This window comes from Spirulina sp. 06S082 (assembly GCF_034932145.1).
Lineage (GTDB): Bacteria > Cyanobacteriota > Cyanobacteriia > Cyanobacteriales > Spirulinaceae > CCY15215.
In genome coordinates, this window is record NZ_JAYGHV010000138.1 from 1 (window position 1) to 24127 (window position 24127).

The following is a 24127-nucleotide window of genomic DNA, read 5'->3' on the forward strand; positions in this document are numbered from 1 at the left end:
GATACCTTGCCCCGTGGGGATGAAATCCACGGATTTTGCCTTAGAAATGCTGCAAACCACAGGAGTAGTGGTTACTCCTGGCAATGCCTTTGGAGAAGCCGGAGAAGGGTACGTGCGGATTAGCCTCATTGCCGATCGCGATCGCCTCGGAAAAGCCTTAGACCGTTGGCGGAAAGCAGGTATTCGCTATCAACCCGAAGAGGTACTGGCTCCCCTTAGCACAAATTGAGCAAAAGTCCTGGTAAATATTTAATGTTATGAATAGATCTCGACAAAAGCCAGAGAGGATGTCAAAGTAGTATGATGGGTAAATGAGAAGGAATATCGGTGGCTGAAGTTATCGCTAGTCTTAGGGGGTTTTCCGATTGAGTATTAGCCAAGAGGCTTTCCTTCCGAATCCCAATCTCTACATGATATCCAATCAATTTGCGAGGCTAAGTTATGACCGTGTATATCGGGAATCTTTCCCATGATGCTACAGAGGAAGATGTAAATGGTGTTTTTGCTGAATATGGTTCTGTAAAGCGGGTGAAAATTCCTCTCGATCGCGAAACCGGTCAGCGACGGGGTTTTGGTTTTGTCGATATGGAGGAAGAAAAGGGCGAAACCGCAGCGATCGAGAGCCTTGATGGGGCAGAATGGATGGGTCGCACCTTAAAAGTCAATAAGGCCAAACCTCGGGAGGATCGTCCTTCTAACCGGAATTGGAAAGATAATGACCGTAATTTCTCATCAGGGCGCGATCGCTATTAAGTTTTGATGGGACAATTAAATCCGATGATTGACTCAGAGGATAGACAACAGAGCTATCCTTTTGTATTTTAGAGGGTTCGAGGTCTGTCGTTTGAGGTCTAGAATTTCAACGGCATCACTGCCAGTGTTTTTTGTAAATTGTTTTTTGTACATTATTTTTTGTACATTGTTTTTTTTCCATAATGAAAGCGGGAGGATATTGAATGGCCCAAGTTGTTCTTGGTGAAAACGAGCAATTAGAGTCAGCATTGCGTCGATTTAAACGGAAAGTTTCTCGAGCTGGCATCTTTGGCGATATGAAAAAAAATCGCCACTTTGAAACCCCTGCCCAAAAGCGCAAGCGCAAAGAACTAGCAAGACATAAGGAAAGGCGTTGGCTTCGCAATCGCAAAAAACAATCCTAATTTCTTAAAAAAAAGCTAGTAGCAAATGAATTCCCATCTATAATCAATCTCTGATTTAGGTGGGATGCTCTTTAATTAGTTGGCATAAGAGGCGGGTTAACGCTTTTATGGGGGGCGGGTTGCCAAAATATCGGCAGTATTGACTTTTCCTTGTGTCAAGTTTTCCCGCCCCCATCCCGTTAGGCGGCTAAACTCTCCGTACTTAAGGGAACGAGATCCCCGTGGGTGGTCAGAGCGAGAAACATGGGCGCATTCTCTGGTATCATTTTGCCCGTTAGGACGCAGCATTCATCTTTCTGGGCGATCGCTTCAAAACTGGCGCGAATATCAGTTTTGGAAAACGTGGGGCGATAATCACCAGACTTTTGCTGAACGTAGTTCCAAAGCACATCTCTGATCAATGCTTGATAACCCGTGTTGCCCGACAATTCTTTCAGTTTCTCCTTCAGTTCTCTTTCCAGGCGAATGCTAGTGACTTCCATGTCGGTTGTTGATGTACGAGTACGAGTTAAGGTACGCATCGAAAAAATTCCTCCAAAAATAGTGGACATATCAATATTACAAGTGTAGTATGTAAAAGATAGGTTTTGACAACCCCCAATCGAGTTCAAAAACAAAAATTTTCAATTTCAACCAAATTTCACTCAGTTTAAAATCTTTAACGCTATGTCTAGGAGGAATCCGTGAATCTTCTCTCATCCCTATCCACATCACAGTTAGCAACCCGTTGCCAAGAAGATCGGCATCTTGTTGCTCGAGGTTCAGAATTTAGCCAGGAATTTAAGAATTTAGCCTCGGTGACTTTGGCCTCAAGGGCGATCGCGATCGCCAAAATGTGGATAGAGACGACAGAAGATTACTCAGTCCTCTTGAATGATACAATTGTATCAAAATATGAAAATAACACAAAAATCAGCGCCAAAATTAGCGATCGCCCTCTCCGTTTCTCCATGCCCCCAGAATCTCTATCGGGGATTGAAGGTATTGAGATAGAAGGCTATCAGCATAACAGCGACAGTGAAAGATTGTTGGTCGGATCGAATCAACAACAAATAAGCGGGAGGTACAGGCAAAAGTCAACTGTACCCCAATAAAACCAAGACCCCAACATGGTTTATCCCCCGCTTTATCAGAGACAAAGCGGGGATTTTTACGTCTTGGGTACTTAACCTTCTCGATTAACGGCATTAAAAGGAGTAAAGCCGTGATTACCGTAACAGAAACTTTGAGCCAGTCTGTCGTCGTCTTTTCCAAGAATTACTTGCCTTTGAGCCGGATTAATATCCGTCGGGCGATCGCTCTTTTAGTGACAGGAAAAGCCGAACCTGTAGATTTTTTCAGCGATAAATTTTGGGAAATTCGTTCCCCTAGCGTCAAATTTCAAGTTCCCGAACACATTCGCTTGACGATGGCGCAAACCGAACGAGTCTGGAAAGTCCCTGCGGTCAATCGGCGGGAAGTTCTGCGGCGAGACAAAAACACCTGTCAATACTGTGGTAGCAAGCACAAATTGACCTTGGATCACGTCATTCCTCGTTCTAAAGGTGGAAAACACGTCTGGGATAACGTAGTTATTGCTTGCGAAGGGTGTAACTCCAAAAAAGGCGCTCGCACGCCTAGGGAAGCAGGAATGCCCTTGTTCCAGAAACCCAAAGCACCGATGCACCCCACCGTCGCTTTTGCCGAACAGTTCTGGCGCGATAATAGCTGGCAATAACAAGAGTGAGCAAAGCTCCAATGAATCAAAGGCGATCGCAACGGCGATCGCCCAACCCACCGGGAAACACGATCGAAAACAGAACCCATGTTGAAACTGACTTATACCGAAAACGGATTCTGCTTAGAGCATCTGGCTCAACCCCTCGAAAATTGGGTCGCGACGCGAGTTGTTTTGGCGTTGCGATCGGCAACTCCCTTGTTTGTCGAGCCGAGTACGGCTTCTTTCTTGCTCCCTGCGGATTTGCCTCATTTGGCAGAGTTGGAAGCGCTAGAAACGCGAGAAAATCCTCATGCGTTATCTTTGGCTGTTTGCGATGCAGAATATGTCGAAGTTTGCCTGAATGGAACTTGGTTGGTGTCCGATCCCGATAGCGAAGAAGGTATCTTTGTGACGACGATGAGCGATCGCGCTGAGTTCTTTCTGTTCAAACTCTGGCAAGAAGCTGAATCGATTGCTTTTTTAGCCAATGAATAAATTGAAAACGCACTCTATTACGGAGTGCGTTTTTAATTAAAAGCAATTTCTTACAAAATCTGCGATAAAAACTGTTTGGTGCGATCGTGTTGAGGATTATTAAAAAACGCATCGGGTTTTGCTTCTTCTACTAATAACCCATCTGCCATTAAAACGACCCGATCCGCCACGTTTTCTGCAAATCCTACCTCATGGGTAACGCATACCATTGTCATGCCTTCACTGGCTAAAGAGCGCATGGTATCTAACACTTCTTTCACCATTTCTGGGTCTAACGCTGAAGTTGGTTCGTCAAAAAGCATGATTTTCGGCTGCATGGCCAAAGCACGGGCGATCGCCACCCGTTGCTGTTGCCCCCCAGATAGCTGCCCCGGAAACTTTTTCGCTTGTTCTAAAATACCCACCTTCTCTAGTAATTGCATGGCGATCGCCTCAGCTTCGGCTTTTTTGCGACGGCGTACCCAAATCGGAGCAAGAGTAACATTTTGCAATACTGTTAGGTGAGGAAACAAATTAAATTGCTGAAAAACCATGCCCACTTCTTTACGAATCGCATCAATATTTTTGAGATCGTGGGAAAGTTCAATCCCATCAACGGAAATCTGACCCTTTTGATATTCTTCAAGGGCATTAAAAGTGCGAATAAAAGTCGATTTTCCCGATCCCGAAGGACCCATCACCACGACCACTTCCCCCTTAGTCACGGTCAAACTTACGCCGCGCAGAACATGAAACTGATTGCTGGCATACCATTTATGCACGTCTCGAGCAACAATCATTTCCTCTCTATCGGTTACATTGTTTGTATCTTGAAGGTCTTTGGTTAAGGAATGTCCAGCCACGATCTTTCTCCTGAAAATTAGTTTGCAAATTAGGGTGTCTCAAGGTTATTGGTGAGCAATGCTTACGCTACTAATACCAAGTTAGCTCAGAAATAGAACATTGATAATTAATTAGTGTTCCACATTCAATCGTTTCTCAATATATTTACTCCCGGTAGACATGGCATAACAAAAAACCCAGAAGCCTAAAGCATTAAAAAGTAAAACTTCTGAACTGCGACCGAGAAAATTTGGATTTGCCAAAACCGAACGACTGATGCCTAGAAACTCTTCAACACCGACAATAGAGAGAAGAGTTGTATCTTGGAATAAGCTAATAAATTGTCCCACGATCGCCGGAATTACAGCTTTAATTGCTTGGGGCATAACGATAAAAGACACGGTTAAGGGCGTACTTAAACCCAAGGCTTTTGCCGCTTCTGTTTGACCCCGAGGAATGGCTTGCAGTCCTCCTCGAATATTTTCAGCCAGATAAGCAGAACTAAATAAGGTTAAACCAATAATAGCCCGTAAAACGCGATCGGGTCGCATTCCTTCTGGTAAAAATAGGGGAATCATTACCTGACCCATGAACAAAATGGCAATTAAGGGAATACCGCGAATAATTTCAATATAGAGTACGGAAAAGAGCTTCACTATGGGTAGATTACTTTGTCTTCCTAATGCAAAAATAACTCCAATCGGAAAACAGAGGGCAATACTAATTGTTGCCATCAGTACCGTGAGCATTAAACCGCCCCATTTACTGGTTGTTACTTCTTCTAATCCAAAACCGCCACCAATTAACCATAGCCCAATTAGATAGACCAGAAACCAATTGATTGCTATATATTTGCCCAATTCTGGCATTTTTGCGCCGATTTTTTGTCCTCCCCATGCAGCAAGAGAAAGCAAAATTAATAAGCCGATAATTGCCAATTTGTAGGGGAGAGGGATGGGCAAGATAAAGGCAATTAAAGCGGCGATCGCCAAACCGATTAAAACATTGCGACTAAATAAATGGGTAACATTGCGAGCAACAACTCCCCAAGAAATACCCGAAAATATAACAATAATACTCAGCAAAACCCAAAGTCGCCAGTATTCTTCACTAGGATAGCGTCCAGCCCCAAAGAGATGTAAGTTGGCGGGAACAACAGTCCATTGTGCTTCGGTCAATGCCCAAACACAAAAACCATAGCCAGCATAGCAAAAAATTCCTACAATAATGAAGGTAATGAGGGCATTATACCAAGGGGTTAATAAATTTTTCATCACCCAGTTGATCGGAGAAATCTGAATTTCTGCGGGGGGAGATATATTGGGATTGGGGTTTTGAGGTGTAATGGTAGTCATGTCATTGGTTATTAGTTATTAGTGATTGGTAATTGGTAATTGGTTATTACCTTTCTCGTAACTGCACGCTGCGATTGAGTTGATTCATACTCAGCGAAATCACCATATTCATTAATAAATATGTGGTCATAATTAAAATCATGACTTCAATAGGACGACCGGTTTGGTTAAAGGTAGTATTGGAGACAGAATAAATATCGGGATAGGCGATCGCCAGTGCCAAACTGGAGTTTTTGGCTAAGTTTTGATATTGACTATTGAGGGGAGGAATAATCACTCGCAAGGCTTGAGGAAATACCACTAAGCGCATGGTTAAATTAGACTTTAATCCCAAGGCTTTCGACGCTTCCCATTGACCCCTAGCCACGGATTGAATTCCGGCTCTGACGATTTCGGAAATAAAGGCTCCCGTGTAAATAATTAAACCAACTAGCAAGGCACTTATTTCTAAAGTTAGTCGCAAACCTCCTTCAATTTCGCCAATTTCTGTGGGTTCGTGGGGAAATTGCCAACCCAAACCAAAGAGTAGAATTAATACAGAAATTACAGTAATAACCCACAGAATAATAGACTGATTTTGTCCCGATTCTCCTTTTACGACAATGGCTTTAACTCGCGATCGCCACACAAAAAATGCCGCGATCGCACCCACAATTAGCACCGCCGCACAAATGCTAAATCGTCCGACTTCTCCCGGCCACGGCAAATAAAGCCCGCGCTTGCTGGCATAAAACATACCCAAAAAAGAGAGCCGATCTTCCGGTCGAGGGAGTTTAGAGAAAACTGCTAAATACCAAAATAATAACTGCACTAAGATGGGAATATTGCGGGCAATTTCCACATAAACTTGACTGATTTTCCGCAAGAGCCAATTATCAGAAAAACTGGCAACTCCTGCCGTAATTCCCACAATTGTTGTTAATATAAGACCGACAACAACGACGCGCAAAGTATTAACTAATCCCGCAAACATAACCCTTGCATAAGAACCTGCCACGGGGTCGCTGGGATCGTAATTCGTCAAGTCTTCGCCAATGGCAAAAGATGCCTGAGATTGGAGAAAATCAAATCCAAACTCGATCCCAACTCGCTGCATATTCACATTTAAGTTATAGCCCAAGAGGGTGAAAATTGCGATCGCCACGAGAACGGCTAGAATCTGTAAGGCAATTTTCCAGAAGCGATCGTCTCGCCAGAGAGGAATACTTTGTTCGTTAACAGTCATTTTTTCAGTTATCAGTTATTAGTTATTAGCTATAAATTACTGATGAGATTGCAAAAACTGCCCCCCAGTCTATTTTTTAATAGATTTGGGGAGCATTTCCTACTCTACAAATCCCTTAGCGGAAAGGAGGAGCATAAAGCAAACCCCCTTCGCTCCATAGAGCATTTAAACCCCGATCCAATTTGAACTTGGATTCCTGTCCTAGGTTGCGTTCGTAAATTTCGCCGTAGTTGCCAACACTAGAGATAGCTTTCACCATGAAGTCATTCTCTAAACCCAAACCTTTACCGAGATCGCCTTCTGCACCCAAGAAACGCTTAATTGTAGGATCTTCACTACTCTTCATCTCTTCAACATTCTTTGAAGTAATGCCAAGTTCTTCCGCTTCGATTAAACCATAAGTCACCCATTTCACCACATCAAACCATGCGGAATCGTTGTTAATGGTCAAAGGTCCTAGGGGTTCCTTCGACATTGTAACATCCAAAACAATGTGATCCTCGGGCTTAGAGAGGGTACTGCGACGAGCGACTAATTGGGATTTATCAGAGGTAAAACCATCGCACAGTTCCTCGTCATAAGCAGCATAAGCAGGGTCGGCTTGTTGGAAAGTCTTAATTTCTGGAGTAACTCCTGCCTTTCGCATTTTGTCGGTTAAGTTTAATTCCGTCGTGGTTCCCGCTTCTACACAAACAGTTTTACCATCGAAATCTTTTAATTCTTTCAGTCCGCTCGCTTCACGAACCATCATCCCTTGACCATCATAAAAGGTCGTGGGGGCAAATTCCATGCCCACTTCTGTATCTCGGCTGAGTGTCCAAGTCGTGTTGCGCGAGAGCATATCGACTTCTCCTCCCGACACGGCTGTAAAGCGTTCGGTGGAGTCCAAGCGACGGTATTCAACTTTATCGGCATCTCCTAAAACTGCTGCGGCCACAGCTTTACAGACATCAACATCTAAGCCAGAATAGTCTCCCGATTCATCAACGTAACTAAAACCAGGAATACCCCCATCAACACCACAGTTTAAGGTCCCGCGTTCTTTGACGGCATCCAAGCGGCTTTCTGTTGATGACGAACTTCCTTCGCCTTCTCCATCGGAAGAAGAGTCTGAAGGGGTCGCACAAGCCGCGAAAGAAGCCGCGATCGCTGCTGTTAGTAAAAAGGCACTAAATTTACGCATTGTCATTACACACCACATTTTTAGAGTGACACTGATAGTTTATTAATCTCTATCAGAGTAAGCACAGAGTGAAGTGTAAATCAATACAAAAGGTAAAGATTTGTTTAAAGTATGATAATAACTTGCCAAGATTTCCCTAACGTTGAGCAGCTAAATCTCGGATGAGGGATGTTTTGGAGCGGATATAGTCGCTGATAACTTCAGTTTCGTAACCTTCAAGCGATCGCTGCCGTGCTAATTGGTCTAATAACCACTCGACGAGGCTGGCATCATCTCGCCCCAAGATAACAGGGGCTTGGGTGTTTTCAACAAGAAACCAGAGTTGACGTAACAAGTTAGGGGTCATGGCTTTTATTGACTGTAACAACAGTTCGACAAGGGACTGATCTAAAAACTTAATAATGTTTTAACAATTTATTTCTCCTTCATAACCATAGCCGATCTGATGAAATTAGAGGCCAAACTGTTTCAAGTTGATACAAGTCGAAACAATTTTTAGGAGTTGGTAACGGTTAGCGGCACTCTGCTATTCGTGACTCGCTAATCTTCTCGGGAAAATCTTGCCGCAAATTTCAGGTTTGATACTACAATGCAGCCAACGTATTCAAGATTTTAGGACATTAACCCTATGAGTAATTCCGATCGCATTCCCGTGGGTATTGTGGGCGCGTCTGGTTATGGCGGTATTCAATTGGTGAAATTGCTATTAGATCATCCCCATGTAGAGATTGTTTACGTGGGAGGGGACAGTAGCGCGGGAAAAGAATTTGGCGACCTGTATCCCCATTTGCGCGATCGCTTCAATCTTAAAATTGAAAAAATCGATCTTGATGTTATTGGCGATCGCTGCCAAGCAGTCTTTTTGGCACTTCCGAATGGTTTAGCCTGCGATATGGCTCCAAAACTGCTGGAAAAGGGGTGTAAAGTCCTCGATCTCTCGGCAGATTATCGCTTTGATAATTTGGAAACTTACTCAACTTGGTATAAAAAAGAACGCAGCGATCGCGCTGTAGCTGCAACGGCGGTTTATGGTTTACCGGAACTTTATCGCGATGCCATTAAAGAAACTTCTCTGATTGGCTGTCCAGGGTGCTACTGCACGGCGAGTTTGCTTGCCCTTGCGCCTTTACTCAAACAGGGGCTAATCGTCCCAGAAACCGCCATTATCGACGCAAAATCGGGAACGTCGGGAGGAGGACGGAAAGCGGCAATTGGTTTGCTCCTTGCTGAAGCAGATAATTCTCTGGCTGCTTACAATGTTGCTGGGGCGCATCGTCATACTCCTGAAATTGAAAATATTTGCAGCGATTTGGCGGGACAAGAAATAAAGGTACAATTTACACCTCACCTGATCCCGATGGTGCGGGGGATTTTAGCCACTGTTTATGCCAATCTGCGAGATCCTGGTTTGGTGCGAGAGGATATCATTACGATTTATAACGCTTTCTATCGTTCCTCTCCTTTTGTGAAAATCCTGCCCAATGGCATTTATCCTCAAACGAAATGGGCGGCGGGAACAAATTCCTGTTATATTGGCTTGGCGGTAGATACGCGCACCGATCGCGTTATTGTCATGTCGGCGATCGACAATCTGATCAAGGGTCAGTCGGGGCAGGCCGTACAAAATTTGAACATTATGATGGGATGGGAAGAAACATTAGGGCTGCCTCAATTGGCGTTTTATCCGTAACCTAATTCAGGAATATAATCCAGAAAACTCAAGTGCCGCGATCGCAGCACTTGAGTTTTCGATTGGGATTTTGATATTTGATAGAGTGAGAATGATACCGCCACATCTAAAATTAAGCCATACTACAACTTAACTTCAATGTCAACCCCTGCGGGTAAATCTAACTTCATTAGCGCATCAATAGTCTTAGAAGAAGGCTGATAAATATCAATAATCCGTCTGTGAGTTCGGGTTTCAAAATGCTCCCGAGAATCCTTATCGACGTGAGGCGATCGCAGTAAACAATAAATCTTGCGCTTGGTCGGTAAAGGAATTGGACCGATCGCCGTAGCATTCGTCCGGTTGGCAGTATCGACGATCTTCTCGCAGGAGGTATCCAGCAAGCGGCGATCGAAGGCTTTCAGGCGAATGCGGATTTTTTGCTGTTGAATCGTGGCCATGATTTTTGTATTTGCTTGAAATTGATGAAAAACTGAGAGCAAAAGAGCAGAAAGGCATGGCCTCTCTGCTCCACTTCAAATAGAGGGGAATCTATTTTTTGGCTTTTTTGTCGGCTTTTTTGTCGCCTTTTTTCTCCGTATCTGCGAGAATTTTGGAAACAACACCGGAACCAATGGTGCGACCGCCTTCGCGAATAGCAAAACGCATTCCTTGCTCGATCGCGACGGGATAAATTAAAGAAACCGTCATTTTGATGCGATCGCCAGGCATAACCATTTCAGCAGTACTGCCATCATCAGCCGTAAATTGGTCGATCGTACCGGTTACATCCGTTGTGCGAATGTAAAACTGGGGGCGATATCCGGAAAAGAACGGGGTATGACGACCCCCTTCATCTTTTTTCAGGACGTAAACTTCGCTCTCAAACTTGTCGTGGGGAGTAATCGAACCGGGTTTTGCCAAAACCATACCCCGTTCGATATCTTCCTTGTTAACCCCCCGTAAGAGAACGCCAACATTATCCCCAGCCATCCCTTCATCTAAGGTTTTTTGGAACATTTCTACCCCAGTAACAGTAGTGCTGCGGGTGTCCCGGATGCCGATAATTTCGATGGTTTCTCCCACCTTAACCTTACCCCGTTCGATCCGTCCCGTTGCTACTGTTCCGCGACCGGTGATGGAGAAAACATCTTCTACTGCCATTAAGAAGGGCTTATCAATCTCACGTTCAGGAGTCGGAATAGCAGCATCGACTTCATCCATAAGAGCGAGGACTTTATCCACCCATTCGTTTTCTCCCTTGGCAATCTTAGGATTCTCTGTTAAGGCATCTACTGCTTTTAAAGCTGAACCTGTCACGATGGGGATGTCGTCTCCATCAAAATCGTACTCGCTGAGAAGTTCCCGAACTTCCAATTCTACCAACTCCAACAATTCCGCGTCATCTACTTGGTCTTCTTTATTTAAAAACACAACGAGATGAGGAACGCCAACTTGTCGCGCCAAGAGAATGTGTTCCCGCGTCTGGGGCATAGGACCGTCTGCCGCCGAAACCACTAAGATGCCACCGTCCATTTGAGCGGCTCCGGTGATCATATTCTTCACGTAGTCGGCGTGACCGGGGCAGTCAACGTGAGCGTAGTGGCGATTATCCGTCTCATACTCCACGTGAGCGGTATTGATGGTAATACCCCGTTGTTTTTCTTCCGGTGCAGCATCAATATCTGCATAATTCCGAGCTTTGGCTTTCCCTTGTGCCGCTAGAGCCATAGTAATCGCTGCGGTCAGGGTGGTTTTGCCGTGGTCTACATGACCAATGGTGCCAATATTAGCGTGGTCTTTGTTACGTTCAAACTTTGCGCGTGCCATTGCTTCGTTTTTCCTTATCTTTAATTTGCGTTCCCTTGATTTTTAGCAATGATGGCTTCAGCGACATTACGAGGGACTTCTTCGTAGTTGCTGAATTCCATTGAAAAGATACCGCGTCCTTGGGTTTTGGAACGGATATCTGTGGCGTAACCGAACATTGCTGCCAAAGGAACTTTAGCAGTTACGCTGGATACGCCGGCATCAGAGTTCATCCCTTCGATTTGACCTCGACGGGAGTTCAAATCCCCCATGACATCACCGAGGAAGTCTTCGGGGACTTCAACCTCGACTTTCATGATCGGCTCGAGGATGACGGGATTGGCTTTCTGCACGGCGTTTTTCATTCCCATAGAGCCGGCAATTTTAAACGCCATCTCTGAAGAATCGACTTCGTGGTAGGAACCATCCGTTAAGGTGACTTTGACATCGATGAGGGGATAGCCTGCGAGAATACCCGTTTCGCAAGATTCTCTCATGCCTTGCTCTACGGAGGAAATATATTCTTTGGGGATTTTTCCTCCCACAATTTTCGAGATAAACTCGAAACCCGTTCCGGATTCTGCTGGTTCTAAGTCTAGGACAACATGACCGTATTGCCCTTTACCACCACTTTGACGAATAAATTTCCCTTCAACTTTGTTGACGGATTTTTTGATGGTTTCCCGATAGGCAACTTGAGGTTGTCCTACGTTGGCTTCGACTTTGAATTCTCGTAACATCCGGTCTACCAGAATTTCCAAGTGCAGTTCTCCCATACCCGCAATCACGGTTTGATTGGTTTCGGGATCGGTTCTGACTCGGAAGGTCGGATCTTCGTCGGATAAGGATTGTAGAGCTTTACTGAGCTTGTCCATATCCTGTTGGGTTTTGGGTTCTACCGCGACGGAAATGACGGGTTCGGGAATGAACAAAGATTCCAAAATAATTGGTTGGTCTTCATCACATAAGGTATCCCCGGTAATGGCATCTTTTAGACCGATCGCGGCTCCTAAGTCCCCTGCTTGGAGTTGGTCTACTTCGATGCGATCGTTAGATTTGAGGATAATCAGCCGAGAAACTCGCTCTTTTTTATCCTTGGTGGAGTTATAGACATAGCTTCCTTTTTTAAGAACGCCAGAATAAACCCGCAGGAAGGTTAAGCGACCGTAGGGATCTGCCATGATTTTGAAGGCGAGGGCAGAAAAAGGCTCTTCATCACTGGCTTTGCGAACTTCTTCCTCACCGCTTGGAACTATCCCTTTAATGGGGGGAACCTCGGTGGGAGAGGGTAAGTAGTCCACAACGGCATCGAGGAGAAGCTGCACGCCTTTGTTTTTGAAGGCGGAGCCGCAGAGCATGGGCATAATCGAGCCATTTATTGTGCCTCTTCGCAGGGCAGTGCGAATTTCTTCTTCGCTTAACTCTTCTCCCTCCAGATATTTTTCCAGCAGCACTTCATCGGTTTCAGCTACGGATTCTACTAATTTGGTGCGGAATTCCTCTGCCTGGGCTTTAACTTCTTCGGGAATCTCGACATCTTCAATTTCTGTGCCGATGTCGTTGCCATAAATCTTGGCTCGCATTCGGACAAGATCGACAATGCCTCTAAAGTCTCCTTCGCTTCCGATGGGGATTTGAATGGGTACAGCATTGGCACGCAAGCGATCGCTGACTTGTTCGTAAACTTTAAAAAAGTTTGCTCCGGTGCGATCCATTTTGTTCACAAAGGCAATCCGAGGGACTTTATAGCGATCGGCCTGTCTCCAAACGGTTTCGGATTGAGGTTGAACGCCTCCCACAGAGCAGAAAACCGCAATTACACCATCGAGGACTCGCATGGATCGTTCGACTTCAATGGTGAAATCTACGTGACCTGGAGTATCGATAATATTGATTCGATGTTCTTGCCAATTGGTGCTGATGGCGGCGGCGGTGATGGTAATTCCCCGTTCTCGTTCTTGTTCCATCCAGTCTGTGACGGCGTTGCCATCGTGGACTTCGCCGATTTTATGAACGATACCGGAATAAAATAAGATGCGCTCGGTTGTCGTCGTCTTACCGGCATCAATATGCGCCGCGATTCCAATATTGCGAACTTTCTCTAGCGGGATAGTTCGTCCCACATTGACCTCCTTAGTCTTAGCCAGATTAATGGCTTTGTTACTTTATATGTACGCTATTTACAATTCTATAACTTTTTTAAACCCTTTCTGAAGAAGGTGGAAATGAGAATTTCCTTGGGGGTTTTTCCGGATGGGGATCTGGCGATCGCCTTCTCCAATTTCCTATCTGACATTAATTAAATTTAATTAATATTTAATTAGTATCGATAGTGAGCAAAGGCTTTGTTGGCTTCAGCCATACGGTGGGTTTCTTCTCGTTTACGCATGGCACCGCCGGTTTCGTTAGCTGCGTCCATGATCTCATTGGCCAGTTTCATGGCCATGGTTTGACCCGATCGCGCCCGAGAAAATTTCGACAGCCAACGCAGTGCTAAGGTTGTGCCGCGATTGGCGCGAACTTCCATCGGAACTTGGTAGGTCGCACCACCGACTCGTCTGGCTTTAACTTCCACGAGGGGCGTTAAATTACGAATGGCAGTCTCGAATACTTCCAAGGGTTCGCTATCCGTGCGTTCCCCGATAATTTTCAAGGCATCGTAAACAATCCGAAACGCTAAAGATTTTTTACCGTGACGCATAAGCCGTCGCACGGTCATGCTAATCAAGCGGCTATTATAAACGGGATCGGGGGGAATGGGACGTTTTTTGACAACCCGGCGACGAGACATTGTTGATTTTATCCTTTATTGAATTGACAAGACAATTAAATGAATTTTTAAGTCGCTCACTCACGAACGCTCAAAGACTTGACTAAAGAATTACTACTTTTCAGTTTCAGCAATTCAGTATTCAGCAATTTAGCATAATCTAGAAATTCTTCTTAAGATTATTCTTTCGGACGTTTTGTTCCGTATTTGGAGCGCCCTTGACGACGATCTTTTACACCTGTCGTATCTAAAGTGCCGCGAATAATATGATAGCGAACTCCAGGTAAATCTTTAACCCGTCCGCCTCGAATTAAAACAACGGAGTGTTCTTGCAGGTTGTGACCAATGCCTGGAATATAAGCAGTCACTTCAAATCCAGAAGTGAGGCGAACTCTAGCGACTTTCCGCAATGCCGAGTTGGGTTTTTTGGGTGTTGTTGTATATACTCTCGTACAAACCCCACGACGCTGGGGGCATTCTTTTAGTGCTGGCGATTTGGTTTTCTTTTTGGCGACAGAGCGTTCGCTCCGAATCAGTTGCTGAATGGTTGGCATGAGTTAGGCGTAGAGCTTTATTTTTCGTTGATTTTCATATTGCGTGACAGTCTCCCATCATAGCCAGAATTGAGGGGGGGTGTCAAGAAACTTTTTGCAATTAGTTTGTGGAGAATGAGTTAAGCGGATCGGTTAAGAGGGTTGAGGCATTTTGTTTCAAGCTGATTCTACCGAAAAAGAATTGCCACAACTACAAGTTTTCATGGCCTGGGGATTATGAAAACGAAAGCCTCCTCCCATTAAATCTTGGGAATAGTCTAGTTTCAAGCCGGACAGGTAGCGATCGCTTTCGGGGTCTACGATAATTTTAATTCCAGTGCTTTCGTAGCGGCGATCGCTTGAGGTGACAGCATCGGCAAATCCTAAAATATAATAAAATTCCGCACAGCCCCCGGCTTTAACGCTTAAGCGGAGTTGACTGTCCGGTGTATTACAGGTCTCTTGCAAGCGACGGATTTCATGGGCTGCGGATTGACTTAAAACAATCATTATTGTGGGTAATGGGTAATGGGTAATGGGTAATGGGTCTAGTCATTGAGTTCCCGATCGCCCATTCCCGTTTTACTTGCGCTTGTAATCGTCTTGGAAGCGAATAATATCATCTTCTCCCAAATATTCCCCATTTTGAATCTCGATAATGACTAAATTAATCGATCCTGGATTCTCTAAGCGGTGGGCTGTACATTGAGGAACGTAAGTGGACTGATTGCTAGATAGAATGGAAATATTTTCTCCGCAAGTCACTTTAGCGGTACCGGAGACGACGATCCAATGTTCGCTGCGGTGATAGTGCATTTGCAGGCTGAGGCGATGGCCGGGTTTAACTTCAATACGTTTAATCTTATAACCCGATCCTTCTTCGAGAACGGTGAAGGCTCCCCAAGGGCGTTGGGTAGTAGCATGAGGGGAGAGTTCTTGGGGAACGGGTGCTGCTAGGGATAGGGTGGGGGTTTGAGGAATTTCTTTAAGCTGAACCATAGTTGTTTTCTAGTCTATTTTCTAGTCAAGTTTTAAGTTAAGAGGAGCGATCGCGGCTTGAGGATTTCTCGGTTCTTTTTCACTTCTCAACCATAACAAAACCACTCTTGCAGAAGCTAGTCAGAATCCTAAATTTAACCAATATCTAACAACTCTTTACGAAATTCTGGTTTCTCTTAATCAAATCCTTAAGAAAACTCGCGATCGCCAATTTTTCCCGTTTCTAGATCGCCGTATTTTGGCGATCGCGATCGTATTGGACTCTATTTAGCCGTTAACTTTCAGGCTTTTCCTTTTCCTTGTACGATTAAGACGGAACAGAACGCATGGTATAGAACATAGTTGCTAACACTACCCAAAAACAGTTCGGTTAGTCCAGAATGACCGCAACGACCGATCGCAATCAGATCTGCTTGCCATGATTTAACCACTGAAGTGGCTCTACCTTAATTTTACGGCGATCGCTTTTGTAATTTTGTTTTCTGTTTCGAGAACTTACCTTAAAGAGACGCAACAAATTTTGCCAATCGTTCCATGCCTTTTTGAATTGAGGTTAAGTCTGTTGCATAAGACATCCGAACTTCGCTTTCTGAACCAAAAGCGATGCCAGGAATCGCTGCAACATGATACTTATCCAGCAAAATATTACAAAATTCAAGGGGGTCTATTCCTGTTTCTTTGATATCGATATAAACGTAAAAAGCGCCATTGGGTTGCGGACAACTCAGATGGGGAATTGTCGCAATGCTATCGAGAATAAAACGGCGACGTTCGCTAAAAGCGGCCAACATGATGTCTACAGGTTCTTGAGTTCCTTCTAAAGCTGCGATCGCGCCATATTGAGCAAAGGTACAAACATTCGAGGTACTGTGCCCTTGAATTTTTGTCATGCCCTGAATTAATTCTAATGGTGCGGCGGCATAACCCACGCGCCAACCCGTCATGGCATAACTTTTAGCAAATCCGTTACTAATGATAGTCCGAGCAAAAACTTCCGGACTAACAGTACCAATACTTAAATGTTCTGCACCATCGTAGAGGATTCTTTCATAAATTTCATCAGAGACCACCAGTAAATCTTTCTCAACAACAACTTCAGCTAAAGCGCGAATTTCTGCGGGGGAATATACCATCCCGGTTGGGTTGGAGGGAGAATTAAGCACGAAAAGTTTGCTTTTTTCCGTTGTCGCCTGGCGAAGTTGTTCGGGGGTGATTTTATAGCCATTGCTGACTTCTGTGGGAACGAGAATAGGAGTCCCTCCCGCCAGTTTCACCATTTCGGGATAGCTGACCCAATAAGGAACGGGAATAATAACTTCGTCTCCCGCCTCAATTAACGTCAACATGAGGTTAAAGAGGGAGAATTTGCCGCCATTGGTGACAATAATATTCTCGGGCTGATAGTTTAAGTGATTATATTCTTTTAATTTAGCGGCGATCGCCTCCCTTAGTTTGGGTTCTCCGGCTGCGGGTCCGTAGCGGGTTTTCCCTTCATCTAATGCTTTTTTAGCGGCTTCTTTAATATGTTCTGGGGTATCAAAATCCGGTTCCCCGGCACTAAAACTACAAACATCAATTCCTTCTGCTTTCATGGCTTTGGCTTTGGCAGAAATTGCTAAAGTCATGGAAGGAGGCACTTGTGTTACGCGCTGGGCTAATTTCACGGCGATGTTTTCCCCACATTTTTGAGTTGATAATTTTTCCAGTGTAGAAGGATTGTTGGGAAACTGTCTGAATAATTTAATACTTTCTTTGGAATTTAAGCATTCCAAATTAACCAAGCACTCCAAAGCGCTGACAAAACTGCTAACACTGTCACCCAAACTGGATAACCGCTACGAGTGCTTTTTGTTCCCGTTGTGCGAATTTCATCGACATCGATCCAAGGAATACTACCTCGACGAAACCAACCGGAAACCGTTACTTTGCGATCGCAAAACTTTTCTGGACGTGGAGGAATGGGAAACAGATTACCAATAGTACCTGCTTTAGAAACAAAATTCAAGCGAATTGAACCTGTCGAGGTTTTTAACATCAAATCCTGTGCTAACCAATTACTAATGCCTTTCCGTCCCATTAATCTTCCGGTTAAGCGAACACCTTGATTATTCGGAGGTAGGGATTTAGGGTTGGAGAGTAAGTCTTCAATACGCGGATCTTTGCGAGTGGGAGAAATACGAATATTGGGAAAATAGTGATTGATCCAAACAATAATACAGAAACTAAATGCAGCTAAAATACAGGCATCGAGAAATGGATTAACTGTATTATGCAACCAAATTAAGCGCCAAAGCGGAAGGCGAACCCAAGCACTTAAATAGTCGCTGGCTAGTCCAATTGTCCATAAAGTAATTCTTGCTGCTAAACCAAACAATAAACCAAACAACATGGAAGTTTGTAATAAAGGTAAGGCTTTATAGCTATTTTTCAATTTCTCTAAATTTAATTGGTTATCTAATAGTAAGATTGCTAGAAAAATGATAAAGATTGAAACTAAATTTACTCCATTTTCATAACTCAGCCAGACCAATAATAGAACCAAAAAATCTTTATATTGTTTCAATTGAGCGGTTAAAAATAAAACAACGAGAATAAAGATAACCGAATAAATTGTCTGTTGAAGCCCGCGACTCCAATCAATCCATTTTGTTAAATATCCCAAATAAAGTGTTAAAAATAAGCAAAAGAATTCCTCTAGTTTAAATCTTCTTTTCCCTTCTTTCTCTTGAATCAAAGTTGGCAAATCGATTTCGGGGGACAATTTCCAGAAATTAGCATAACGATTGAGCAAATAAATGCGATCGCCAATTAAAGGATGAGGTTCAAATAATCCTAACCAATAGCGATACTCATTGGTACATTCCCATGCTAATACGTCAACAAAAGGGGTTTTATCTGGCAAACTTCCCAAACTTAAGGCTTGTCGATAGCCAACGGGCATTAATAGATCGAATCCCTCTAAAATCCAGATTGTTTCCTGTCGTTGTTCGATCTGTTTTGCCATCCCTACTGCAATTTTTAGTAAAGCACGACTGAGGGCGTTAGGATTACCTGTAAACTCTGCCGCAAAGCGATCGCTATAATAAAGTCGCTGTCGAGAAAAATAGAGCAAAGGTAGCCGCCAAAGAATATAAATGCTATAAAATAACGCAGCACTTAAACCCCCAAGCCATTGCACTAAAAGCGCAACAAATTGAGGATAAGTATTCGGGATAATTTCACTTAAGCGTTCTCCTCCTTTCGCTATTTGCCAATATAGAGTAAAAGGGATTTGTAATAGCGCGATCGCCCCAGAAAAAAAGATAAAATCGCCCTTGACAATTTGCGAAAAATGTGAAGCAAAAATTGCTGCTAATTCGTCATCTTCCAGTTGTTCGAGGAGGGAATCGCTAACAATAATTCTGGCATTGCGGGGAAGATTGCCATAAGTCAAAGAAAAGGGCGCACTTGTTGGTAATATGCCCAATTGAGGGCGAGAAATCTTGTATTGTGTCGCCAGCTTTTGCAGTACCTTCGCTGTTTCAGGATATTGAGAAGCGAGTTGAGAAAACTTGAAGGGTTCGAGTTTATAGAAATATTTGAAAACCCAATCTAAAAGCCAAGGTGAAACCGCAAGAAGAATAACCAGAAAAATTAAAATATTGCGAGTTGGGTTTTGATAAAATCCTTGAATGGGAGAAACGAGAGGCAATTTTGCGAGAACATTATTCACAAAATCCAGCCCCCAATCAAGACTTGTTCGCACTACCCAAAATAAAATTAAAGTTGCGATCGCCTGTCTCAACCAAAATTTCCATTCTTGGGGGGCTTTCAGGCGCTTCCAGGTCTTTGCACGTTCCGCATTGCGCCATTCCCTTCCCGATACAAATACGGCTGCTGCTGCGGCTTCTGAGGGGGACTGATAAGCTGTGGGTAGTTGACGCTTTCCCGTTTTCTGTTCTTCTGTCCCCTGTGCTTGTTTCTGATACCTTAGAACTAAATCTTTGTAAGTTTTGGCCGCCCAAGGATTTTCCTCTAGGTCTTGTGCGAGGTTCCGACATAATGCGATCGCGTCTTGTTGGCGATCGCTCTTCCAAAGCGCCAAGACTAAAGACTGACGCGCACTTGTCAGAATTTGGGGGTCTAATTCAACTTCGCACAGCCTTTGAAAATGGGCGATCGCTGTTTCATAATCCCCTTGGCTTAATGCTTCTTGACCTGCGGGAAAGCTCGGCTCTGAAATCATGGTTCATGGTAAAATTTCTCTGTCCCTAGAATTATAGAACTTCTGGGTTAGTCCATTAATGATATAAATGTAGCGATCGCCCGTAGAATGACTGGAGAGGCGATCGCGCTTTCAAGTTTTTAAAAACCTCACAGACAGTGGCCAAAGATAAATTTCACGAATCCGTAAAACAAGCGCAATATCGACAAAATATTCAAGATTTGCTTACCGACCACGCTCGAGTTCAACCCATTGGTGGTGAAATTGAATCTCAGACTGTTTTCGATTTGCAACGCGATCGCTATTTGTTAATTGATTTAGGATGGGATGGACAGCGACGGATTTATTCTGCGGTCATTCATATCGAGATTCGCGAGGGAAAAATTTGGATTCAACGCAACCAAACCGATTCTCCCATTGCGGACGATCTGTTAGCAAGAGGAGTGACAAGAGAAGATATTATTGTCGGGTTGCAACCACCAGAGTTTAGACAATACACTGGTTTAGGTGTTGCTTAAATCCCTTGCTTGAGAAACAGAGATGGAGAGGCGATCGCGCTTTCAAGTTTTTAAAAACTTCAACTTTGGCGATCGCTCGTTAAATTAACCTTAAGTACCACACTTGTTAACAGCTAAATGCTAGAATGACCGTTAACTCTCAACACCTCTAGGATTATGGCTATCGATCCTTTTTCCATGATTCTGTTGCCTGTGATGATCAACATTGTCACGTCTCCCATTGATGCGAGGAGTCTTTTCAGGCGCTTTCAAAACCAGCCAAAGCCCATTAATCACGACTTACAAAAGGCGATTAAGATTGCTTACTTGCAAGCCTTGATAGAAATTGCCACAGAGTTTAAATCAGAAAAAATTCAGTCATTTCGCCTTTATTTACTTACAGAATCGGAAAAAATTCAGTCATTTCGCCTTTATTTACCTACAGAAATTGATCGAAAAATTGAACAATGGCAAACTGAGTTACAACAAGTAAAAAATGCCAAAGACGAGACAGAAATAGCATCTCCCTTGCAAAATACGGCAGAAATTGAGCAACTTTTACTGTCTCATGGTCAACCGATTGGCGAACAGATAAAAGAATTAGAAACCCGACTAATTAGCCAAGCATTACAAGGAATTGCTGATATACCACCAGATTATCATAATCAAATAGAGACGAATTTATTTTCCAGAATATACGATCATTTTATTGAGCAGTTAAAAATTAATGACCGTGCCTATAGAGCTTTTGAATTAGAATATTTACCAGCCATTAATGCAAGTTTAACAGAGATTGGAGTTGGACAAGAGCAAGTTGCTTTGACGATGACAGATATGTTATCAGTCGTTAATCGTACTGACCACAATGTGCAAAAACTTATTGATATTTTCAAACCCAAATCATTGACTTTAGAAGACTGGCAAGAAATTTGTCGTCAAAACCTCGCAGAACAAAAGAAATTCACTACAAAAGAGTCTCAGCTTCCTGGGGCAGAACTGCAACTGGATGAGATTTATGTTCCTTTAGCGATTAAGGAAGAAGAAAAACTAATTCCCATTGCAGAAGAAGGCTTTTTTGAAGAGGTGTTGCGACAAGGGAAAAGCGAAATCAGTCAAGGGCGAAAAATAGCGATTATTGGCGAACCGGGTTCGGGAAAAACCACGCGGTTACAGAAGATTGCCGATTGGATTTTAGAGCAAGATTTGGGGTTGCCGATTTGGATATCTTTGGCAGATTTAACCCAGCCAACAATTACCCACTATATTGAAGAAATCTGGCTCAAACCAACAGGTAAAAGCCTCGCAATTGACGAACTCACCCAACAAAAACACCGAATTTGGTTATTGTTGGATGGGTTAGATGAAATGACATCGAGGGTAGAAACGCGCCATGTTTCTGCACTGTTGGGGGGATGGGTGCAGGATGCGCGGGTGGTGGTGACTTGTCGGGTGAATGTCTGGGAAGCGGATAAGAATGCTTTTTCGGGGTTTGATGTCTATCGGAATTTACCCTTTGAAGTGGAGCAGATGGAAATGTTTATTCGGCGGTTTTTTGCCCAGAGTGATTAACCAGACCGACTCTATAATAATAGTTAGATTTTGGATGCTCATCATGTCCCTCAACATCGCTCTTAATCCTGAACTAGAAGCTAAACTCCTGGCAGAAGCAAAGCGGCAGGGTCAAAGTTTGGATATATTTCTACAGCAGTTGCTATCTCAAGCATTGGGTGTGTCGGAGACTGATGCTTGGTTAGGGGAGGATAGTTTAGCAGCAGATTTATACAGTCCAGTAGCTTTGTTGGATGATGATGGTGTGATGGCGTTAGCGCAGATGAAGTTAGATGCCGGGCAAAATGAGCGTTTGGGCGATCTACAAGCGAAGGGAAAGGCTCAGGGGTTAACCCAAGCGGAGCGATATGAACTATTGATGTTAATGCAGAGTTATCGCTTGGGGTTATTGCGAAAATCCGAAGCCTTAGCCGAAGCAAAGGGGCGGGGTTTAACCCCCAATCTTGCCTTATGAGTTTATCTGACCCGGTACGTCAAATCGTTCGTCAACGTGCCGGAAACTTTTGTGAATATTGTTTGAGCCATCAAGATTACATTATGGGTCGGTTACAGGTCGATCACATACTACCAGTAGCGAAGGGGGGTGGTGATGAGTTAGAAAATCTCTGTTTAGCTTGTGAATTATGTAATCAATATAAGTGGACAAAGACGGAATTCAATGATCCACAGACTGAGAAATCTATAGCTTTGTTTAATTCTCGTCAACAACGGTGGTCGGATCATTTTCAATGGAGTAAGGATGGGACAGAAATTATTGGTTTGACGGCTTGTGGTCGTGCCACTGTAGCCGCATTACAGCTTAATAATTCATTAGCGGTGGTTGTGCGCCGAAATTGGGTTAGGGCTGGCTGGCATCCACCGACATTGAATACATAAAAATCGCTAATTACCGGGACGATAAACGATGCTTTAGTGGTTCTTTCTTGATTCCTTAAACCATAATGCCATGACGATCTCAACCCCAACTACTGCCGATGTTCTGATTGCCGCCCTGCATGAACCGGGACGGGAAAACCTCCTTGATTTGGTACGCAACCCCTTGCGCTTGACGTTGCTCTGCATGACCTGGGATGGGTCATCGTTGCCGGATACCCAGGCAGACTTGTATGCCTGTTACCTGAAAGAGGTGTATAAGTGGAATCGGAATTTGCAGGAGTTGCGCCACCATGCCCAGCGCTGTGGCACAGATATCACGAAATTAAAGCAGGAGTTGAATCGGCAACTGGGGGAACTGGCTAAGGTTGCGCTGAATTTACCCCAGGAGCGATTTCGGTTATCCCAGGCTTTGGTGGAAGAGTATTTGGGGGAGGAATTGGATGAGACTTCGTTGGGGTCTTTGGCGTTACGGTTGGGCTGGTTGAATCGGGTGGGCAGAGATAAGCGAGGAGATTCTATTTTTGCCTTTTATCATGCGACGTTTCAGGAGTATTTTGCGGCGTTGGCGGTGGAGGATTGGGATTATTTTTTACCTCGAAATCATGTTAATTTTCCGATGGCGGCGAAGGAATATCGGATTTTTGAACCGCAGTGGAAGCAGGTGATTTTATTGTGGTTGGGGCGTAGGGATATTGCGGATGAGGAGAAGGAGGGGTTTATTCGGGCGTTAGTTGAGTTTGAGGATGGAGTAAGAGGTTTTTATGGACATCAAGCATTTTTTCTAGCGGCGGTTGCCATTAATGAATTTAAGGCTTGTTCCCTCGCTTCAGAGATTGTTAAGGAAGTGGTGAAGTGGGGGTTTGGTTATTTCAATATTGAAAAGCAGGAATGGCAAACTTGTCTCGATCCGAGTAAAAAAGGGGCGAGAGAGGCGATACCAGAAACCATTCAACAACTTGCTACTACAGAACTCATTCAAATTATTGAAAATTGCCAAAATGAAAATATCCGTAGGCAGGTGGCAGTGAGTTTGGGGGAAATCGGACAAGGAAATCCTCAAGCGATCGCCGCTTTAATCAGAATTCTGGAAACTACTGACGATGAAAATACCCGTAGGCGGGCGGCAGAGAGTTTGGGGGAAATCGACCCAGGAAATACTCAAGCGATCGCAGGTTTAATCAGAGTTATGGAAACTACTGACGATGAAGATACCCGTTGGCTGGCGGCAGAGAGTTTGGGGAAAATCCTCACCACACGCCACCAAC

26 protein-coding genes and 2 pseudogenes are annotated in these 24127 nt (G+C 44.0%); 12 read left to right on the plus strand and 16 right to left on the minus strand.

Annotated features, from left to right (window positions below; translation table 11 throughout):
• The 3 genes and pseudogenes from VB714_RS09890 to rpsU all read left to right on the plus strand — a co-directional run.
• Positions 1-229: pseudogene (locus tag VB714_RS09890) on the plus strand (LL-diaminopimelate aminotransferase); the annotation flags it as partial.
• Between the two features lie 212 nt (positions 230-441).
• Positions 442-753 carry an RNA-binding protein gene (locus tag VB714_RS09895; protein WP_323223613.1) on the plus strand — a complete coding sequence of 104 codons (312 nt, stop codon included), beginning with the start codon at positions 442-444 and terminating at the stop codon, positions 751-753.
• 203 nt (positions 754-956) lie between these two features.
• The gene (gene rpsU, locus VB714_RS09900; protein WP_204102993.1) at positions 957-1157 is read left to right on the plus strand and encodes a 30S ribosomal protein S21; all 201 of its coding nucleotides are present in this window, start codon (positions 957-959) and stop codon (positions 1155-1157) included.
• A gap of 179 nt (positions 1158-1336) precedes the next feature.
• Here rpsU and VB714_RS09905 read toward each other — a convergent pair whose 3' ends face one another.
• A complete protein-coding gene (locus VB714_RS09905) occupies positions 1337-1678 on the minus strand; it encodes a hypothetical protein (protein WP_204102994.1) in 342 nt (113 codons plus the stop codon).
• 162 nt (positions 1679-1840) lie between these two features.
• Here VB714_RS09905 and VB714_RS09910 point away from each other — a divergent pair, with 162 nt between their 5' ends.
• The 3 genes from VB714_RS09910 to VB714_RS09920 all read left to right on the plus strand — a co-directional run bounded on the left by VB714_RS09910 (position 1841) and on the right by VB714_RS09920 (position 3351).
• On the plus strand, positions 1841-2251 hold the full coding sequence (locus tag VB714_RS09910) for a hypothetical protein (protein WP_323223617.1): 411 nt from the start codon (positions 1841-1843) through the stop codon (positions 2249-2251).
• Between the two features lie 113 nt (positions 2252-2364).
• Positions 2365-2874 carry an HNH endonuclease gene (locus tag VB714_RS09915; RefSeq protein WP_416309646.1) on the plus strand — a complete coding sequence of 170 codons (510 nt, stop codon included), beginning with the start codon at positions 2365-2367 and terminating at the stop codon, positions 2872-2874.
• An 87-nt stretch (positions 2875-2961) separates the two neighbouring features.
• Positions 2962-3351 (plus strand): alr0857 family protein, encoded by a 390-nt coding sequence (locus VB714_RS09920; protein ID WP_323223620.1) that lies wholly within the window; start codon positions 2962-2964, stop codon positions 3349-3351.
• A gap of 50 nt (positions 3352-3401) precedes the next feature.
• Here the strand turns inward: VB714_RS09920 and VB714_RS09925 are convergent, their stop codons facing one another.
• The 5 genes from VB714_RS09925 to VB714_RS09945 all read right to left on the minus strand — a co-directional run bounded on the left by VB714_RS09925 (position 3402) and on the right by VB714_RS09945 (position 8282).
• The gene (locus tag VB714_RS09925; protein ID WP_416309647.1) at positions 3402-4130 is read right to left on the minus strand and encodes an amino acid ABC transporter ATP-binding protein; all 729 of its coding nucleotides are present in this window, start codon (positions 4128-4130) and stop codon (positions 3402-3404) included.
• Positions 4131-4304: 174 nt separating this feature from the next.
• Positions 4305-5528 (minus strand): amino acid ABC transporter permease, encoded by a 1224-nt coding sequence (locus VB714_RS09930; RefSeq protein ID WP_323223624.1) that lies wholly within the window; start codon positions 5526-5528, stop codon positions 4305-4307.
• 46 nt (positions 5529-5574) lie between these two features.
• On the minus strand, positions 5575-6753 hold the full coding sequence (locus tag VB714_RS09935) for an ABC transporter permease subunit (protein ID WP_323223627.1): 1179 nt from the start codon (positions 6751-6753) through the stop codon (positions 5575-5577).
• A 115-nt stretch (positions 6754-6868) separates the two neighbouring features.
• A complete protein-coding gene (locus VB714_RS09940; protein ID WP_416309648.1) occupies positions 6869-7936 on the minus strand; it encodes an amino acid ABC transporter substrate-binding protein in 1068 nt (355 codons plus the stop codon).
• 136 nt (positions 7937-8072) lie between these two features.
• Positions 8073-8282, minus strand: coding sequence for a hypothetical protein (locus VB714_RS09945; protein WP_323223631.1), 210 nt, complete (start codon positions 8280-8282; stop codon positions 8073-8075).
• Positions 8283-8564: 282 nt separating this feature from the next.
• Between VB714_RS09945 and argC the strand changes: the two genes are divergently transcribed.
• A complete protein-coding gene (argC, locus tag VB714_RS09950) occupies positions 8565-9626 on the plus strand; it encodes an N-acetyl-gamma-glutamyl-phosphate reductase (RefSeq protein ID WP_204103001.1) in 1062 nt (353 codons plus the stop codon).
• Positions 9627-9748: 122 nt separating this feature from the next.
• Here the strand turns inward: argC and rpsJ are convergent, their stop codons facing one another.
• From rpsJ to VB714_RS10000, 10 genes and pseudogenes are all read right to left on the minus strand, one after another.
• Positions 9749-10066 (minus strand): 30S ribosomal protein S10, encoded by a 318-nt coding sequence (gene rpsJ, locus VB714_RS09955; RefSeq protein WP_239121536.1) that lies wholly within the window; start codon positions 10064-10066, stop codon positions 9749-9751.
• A 91-nt stretch (positions 10067-10157) separates the two neighbouring features.
• Positions 10158-11435, minus strand: coding sequence for an elongation factor Tu (gene tuf, locus VB714_RS09960; RefSeq protein WP_323223635.1), 1278 nt, complete (start codon positions 11433-11435; stop codon positions 10158-10160).
• Positions 11436-11455: 20 nt separating this feature from the next.
• On the minus strand, positions 11456-13537 hold the full coding sequence (gene fusA, locus VB714_RS09965) for an elongation factor G (RefSeq protein ID WP_323223637.1): 2082 nt from the start codon (positions 13535-13537) through the stop codon (positions 11456-11458).
• 197 nt (positions 13538-13734) lie between these two features.
• Positions 13735-14205, minus strand: a complete 471-nt coding sequence (gene rpsG, locus VB714_RS09970; protein ID WP_204105476.1) for a 30S ribosomal protein S7 — start codon at positions 14203-14205, stop codon at positions 13735-13737.
• A 158-nt stretch (positions 14206-14363) separates the two neighbouring features.
• Positions 14364-14738: a 30S ribosomal protein S12 gene (rpsL, locus tag VB714_RS09975; RefSeq protein ID WP_204105475.1), complete on the minus strand. Its 375-nt coding sequence runs from the start codon at positions 14736-14738 to the stop codon at positions 14364-14366.
• A gap of 156 nt (positions 14739-14894) precedes the next feature.
• Positions 14895-15227: an iron-sulfur cluster assembly accessory protein gene (locus tag VB714_RS09980; RefSeq protein ID WP_323223640.1), complete on the minus strand. Its 333-nt coding sequence runs from the start codon at positions 15225-15227 to the stop codon at positions 14895-14897.
• Positions 15228-15299: 72 nt separating this feature from the next.
• The gene (locus VB714_RS09985) at positions 15300-15716 is read right to left on the minus strand and encodes a phosphomannose isomerase type II C-terminal cupin domain (RefSeq protein WP_323223642.1); all 417 of its coding nucleotides are present in this window, start codon (positions 15714-15716) and stop codon (positions 15300-15302) included.
• 281 nt (positions 15717-15997) lie between these two features.
• Positions 15998-16147: pseudogene (locus VB714_RS09990) on the minus strand (universal stress protein); the annotation flags it as partial.
• Positions 16148-16216: 69 nt separating this feature from the next.
• Positions 16217-17380, minus strand: coding sequence for a pyridoxal phosphate-dependent aminotransferase (locus VB714_RS09995; RefSeq protein WP_323223647.1), 1164 nt, complete (start codon positions 17378-17380; stop codon positions 16217-16219).
• 95 nt (positions 17381-17475) lie between these two features.
• Positions 17476-19941: a M48 family metalloprotease gene (locus VB714_RS10000; protein WP_323223649.1), complete on the minus strand. Its 2466-nt coding sequence runs from the start codon at positions 19939-19941 to the stop codon at positions 17476-17478.
• Positions 19942-20078: 137 nt separating this feature from the next.
• On the opposite strand from VB714_RS10000, the gene VB714_RS10005 reads away from it, so the two are divergent.
• The 5 genes from VB714_RS10005 to VB714_RS10025 form a co-directional block, all read left to right on the plus strand.
• Positions 20079-20438 (plus strand): XisI protein, encoded by a 360-nt coding sequence (locus VB714_RS10005; RefSeq protein ID WP_323223651.1) that lies wholly within the window; start codon positions 20079-20081, stop codon positions 20436-20438.
• 156 nt (positions 20439-20594) lie between these two features.
• Positions 20595-21986 carry an NACHT domain-containing protein gene (locus VB714_RS10010; protein ID WP_323223653.1) on the plus strand — a complete coding sequence of 464 codons (1392 nt, stop codon included), beginning with the start codon at positions 20595-20597 and terminating at the stop codon, positions 21984-21986.
• Positions 21987-22029: 43 nt separating this feature from the next.
• Positions 22030-22440 (plus strand): hypothetical protein, encoded by a 411-nt coding sequence (locus VB714_RS10015; RefSeq protein ID WP_323223655.1) that lies wholly within the window; start codon positions 22030-22032, stop codon positions 22438-22440.
• Positions 22437-22862 (plus strand): HNH endonuclease, encoded by a 426-nt coding sequence (locus VB714_RS10020; RefSeq protein WP_323223657.1) that lies wholly within the window; start codon positions 22437-22439, stop codon positions 22860-22862. Before VB714_RS10015 ends, VB714_RS10020 begins: the two co-directional genes overlap by 4 nt.
• A gap of 70 nt (positions 22863-22932) precedes the next feature.
• Positions 22933-24127, plus strand: a 1195-nt coding sequence (locus VB714_RS10025; RefSeq protein ID WP_323223659.1) for an NACHT domain-containing protein, incomplete at its 3' end; no start/stop codon positions are given.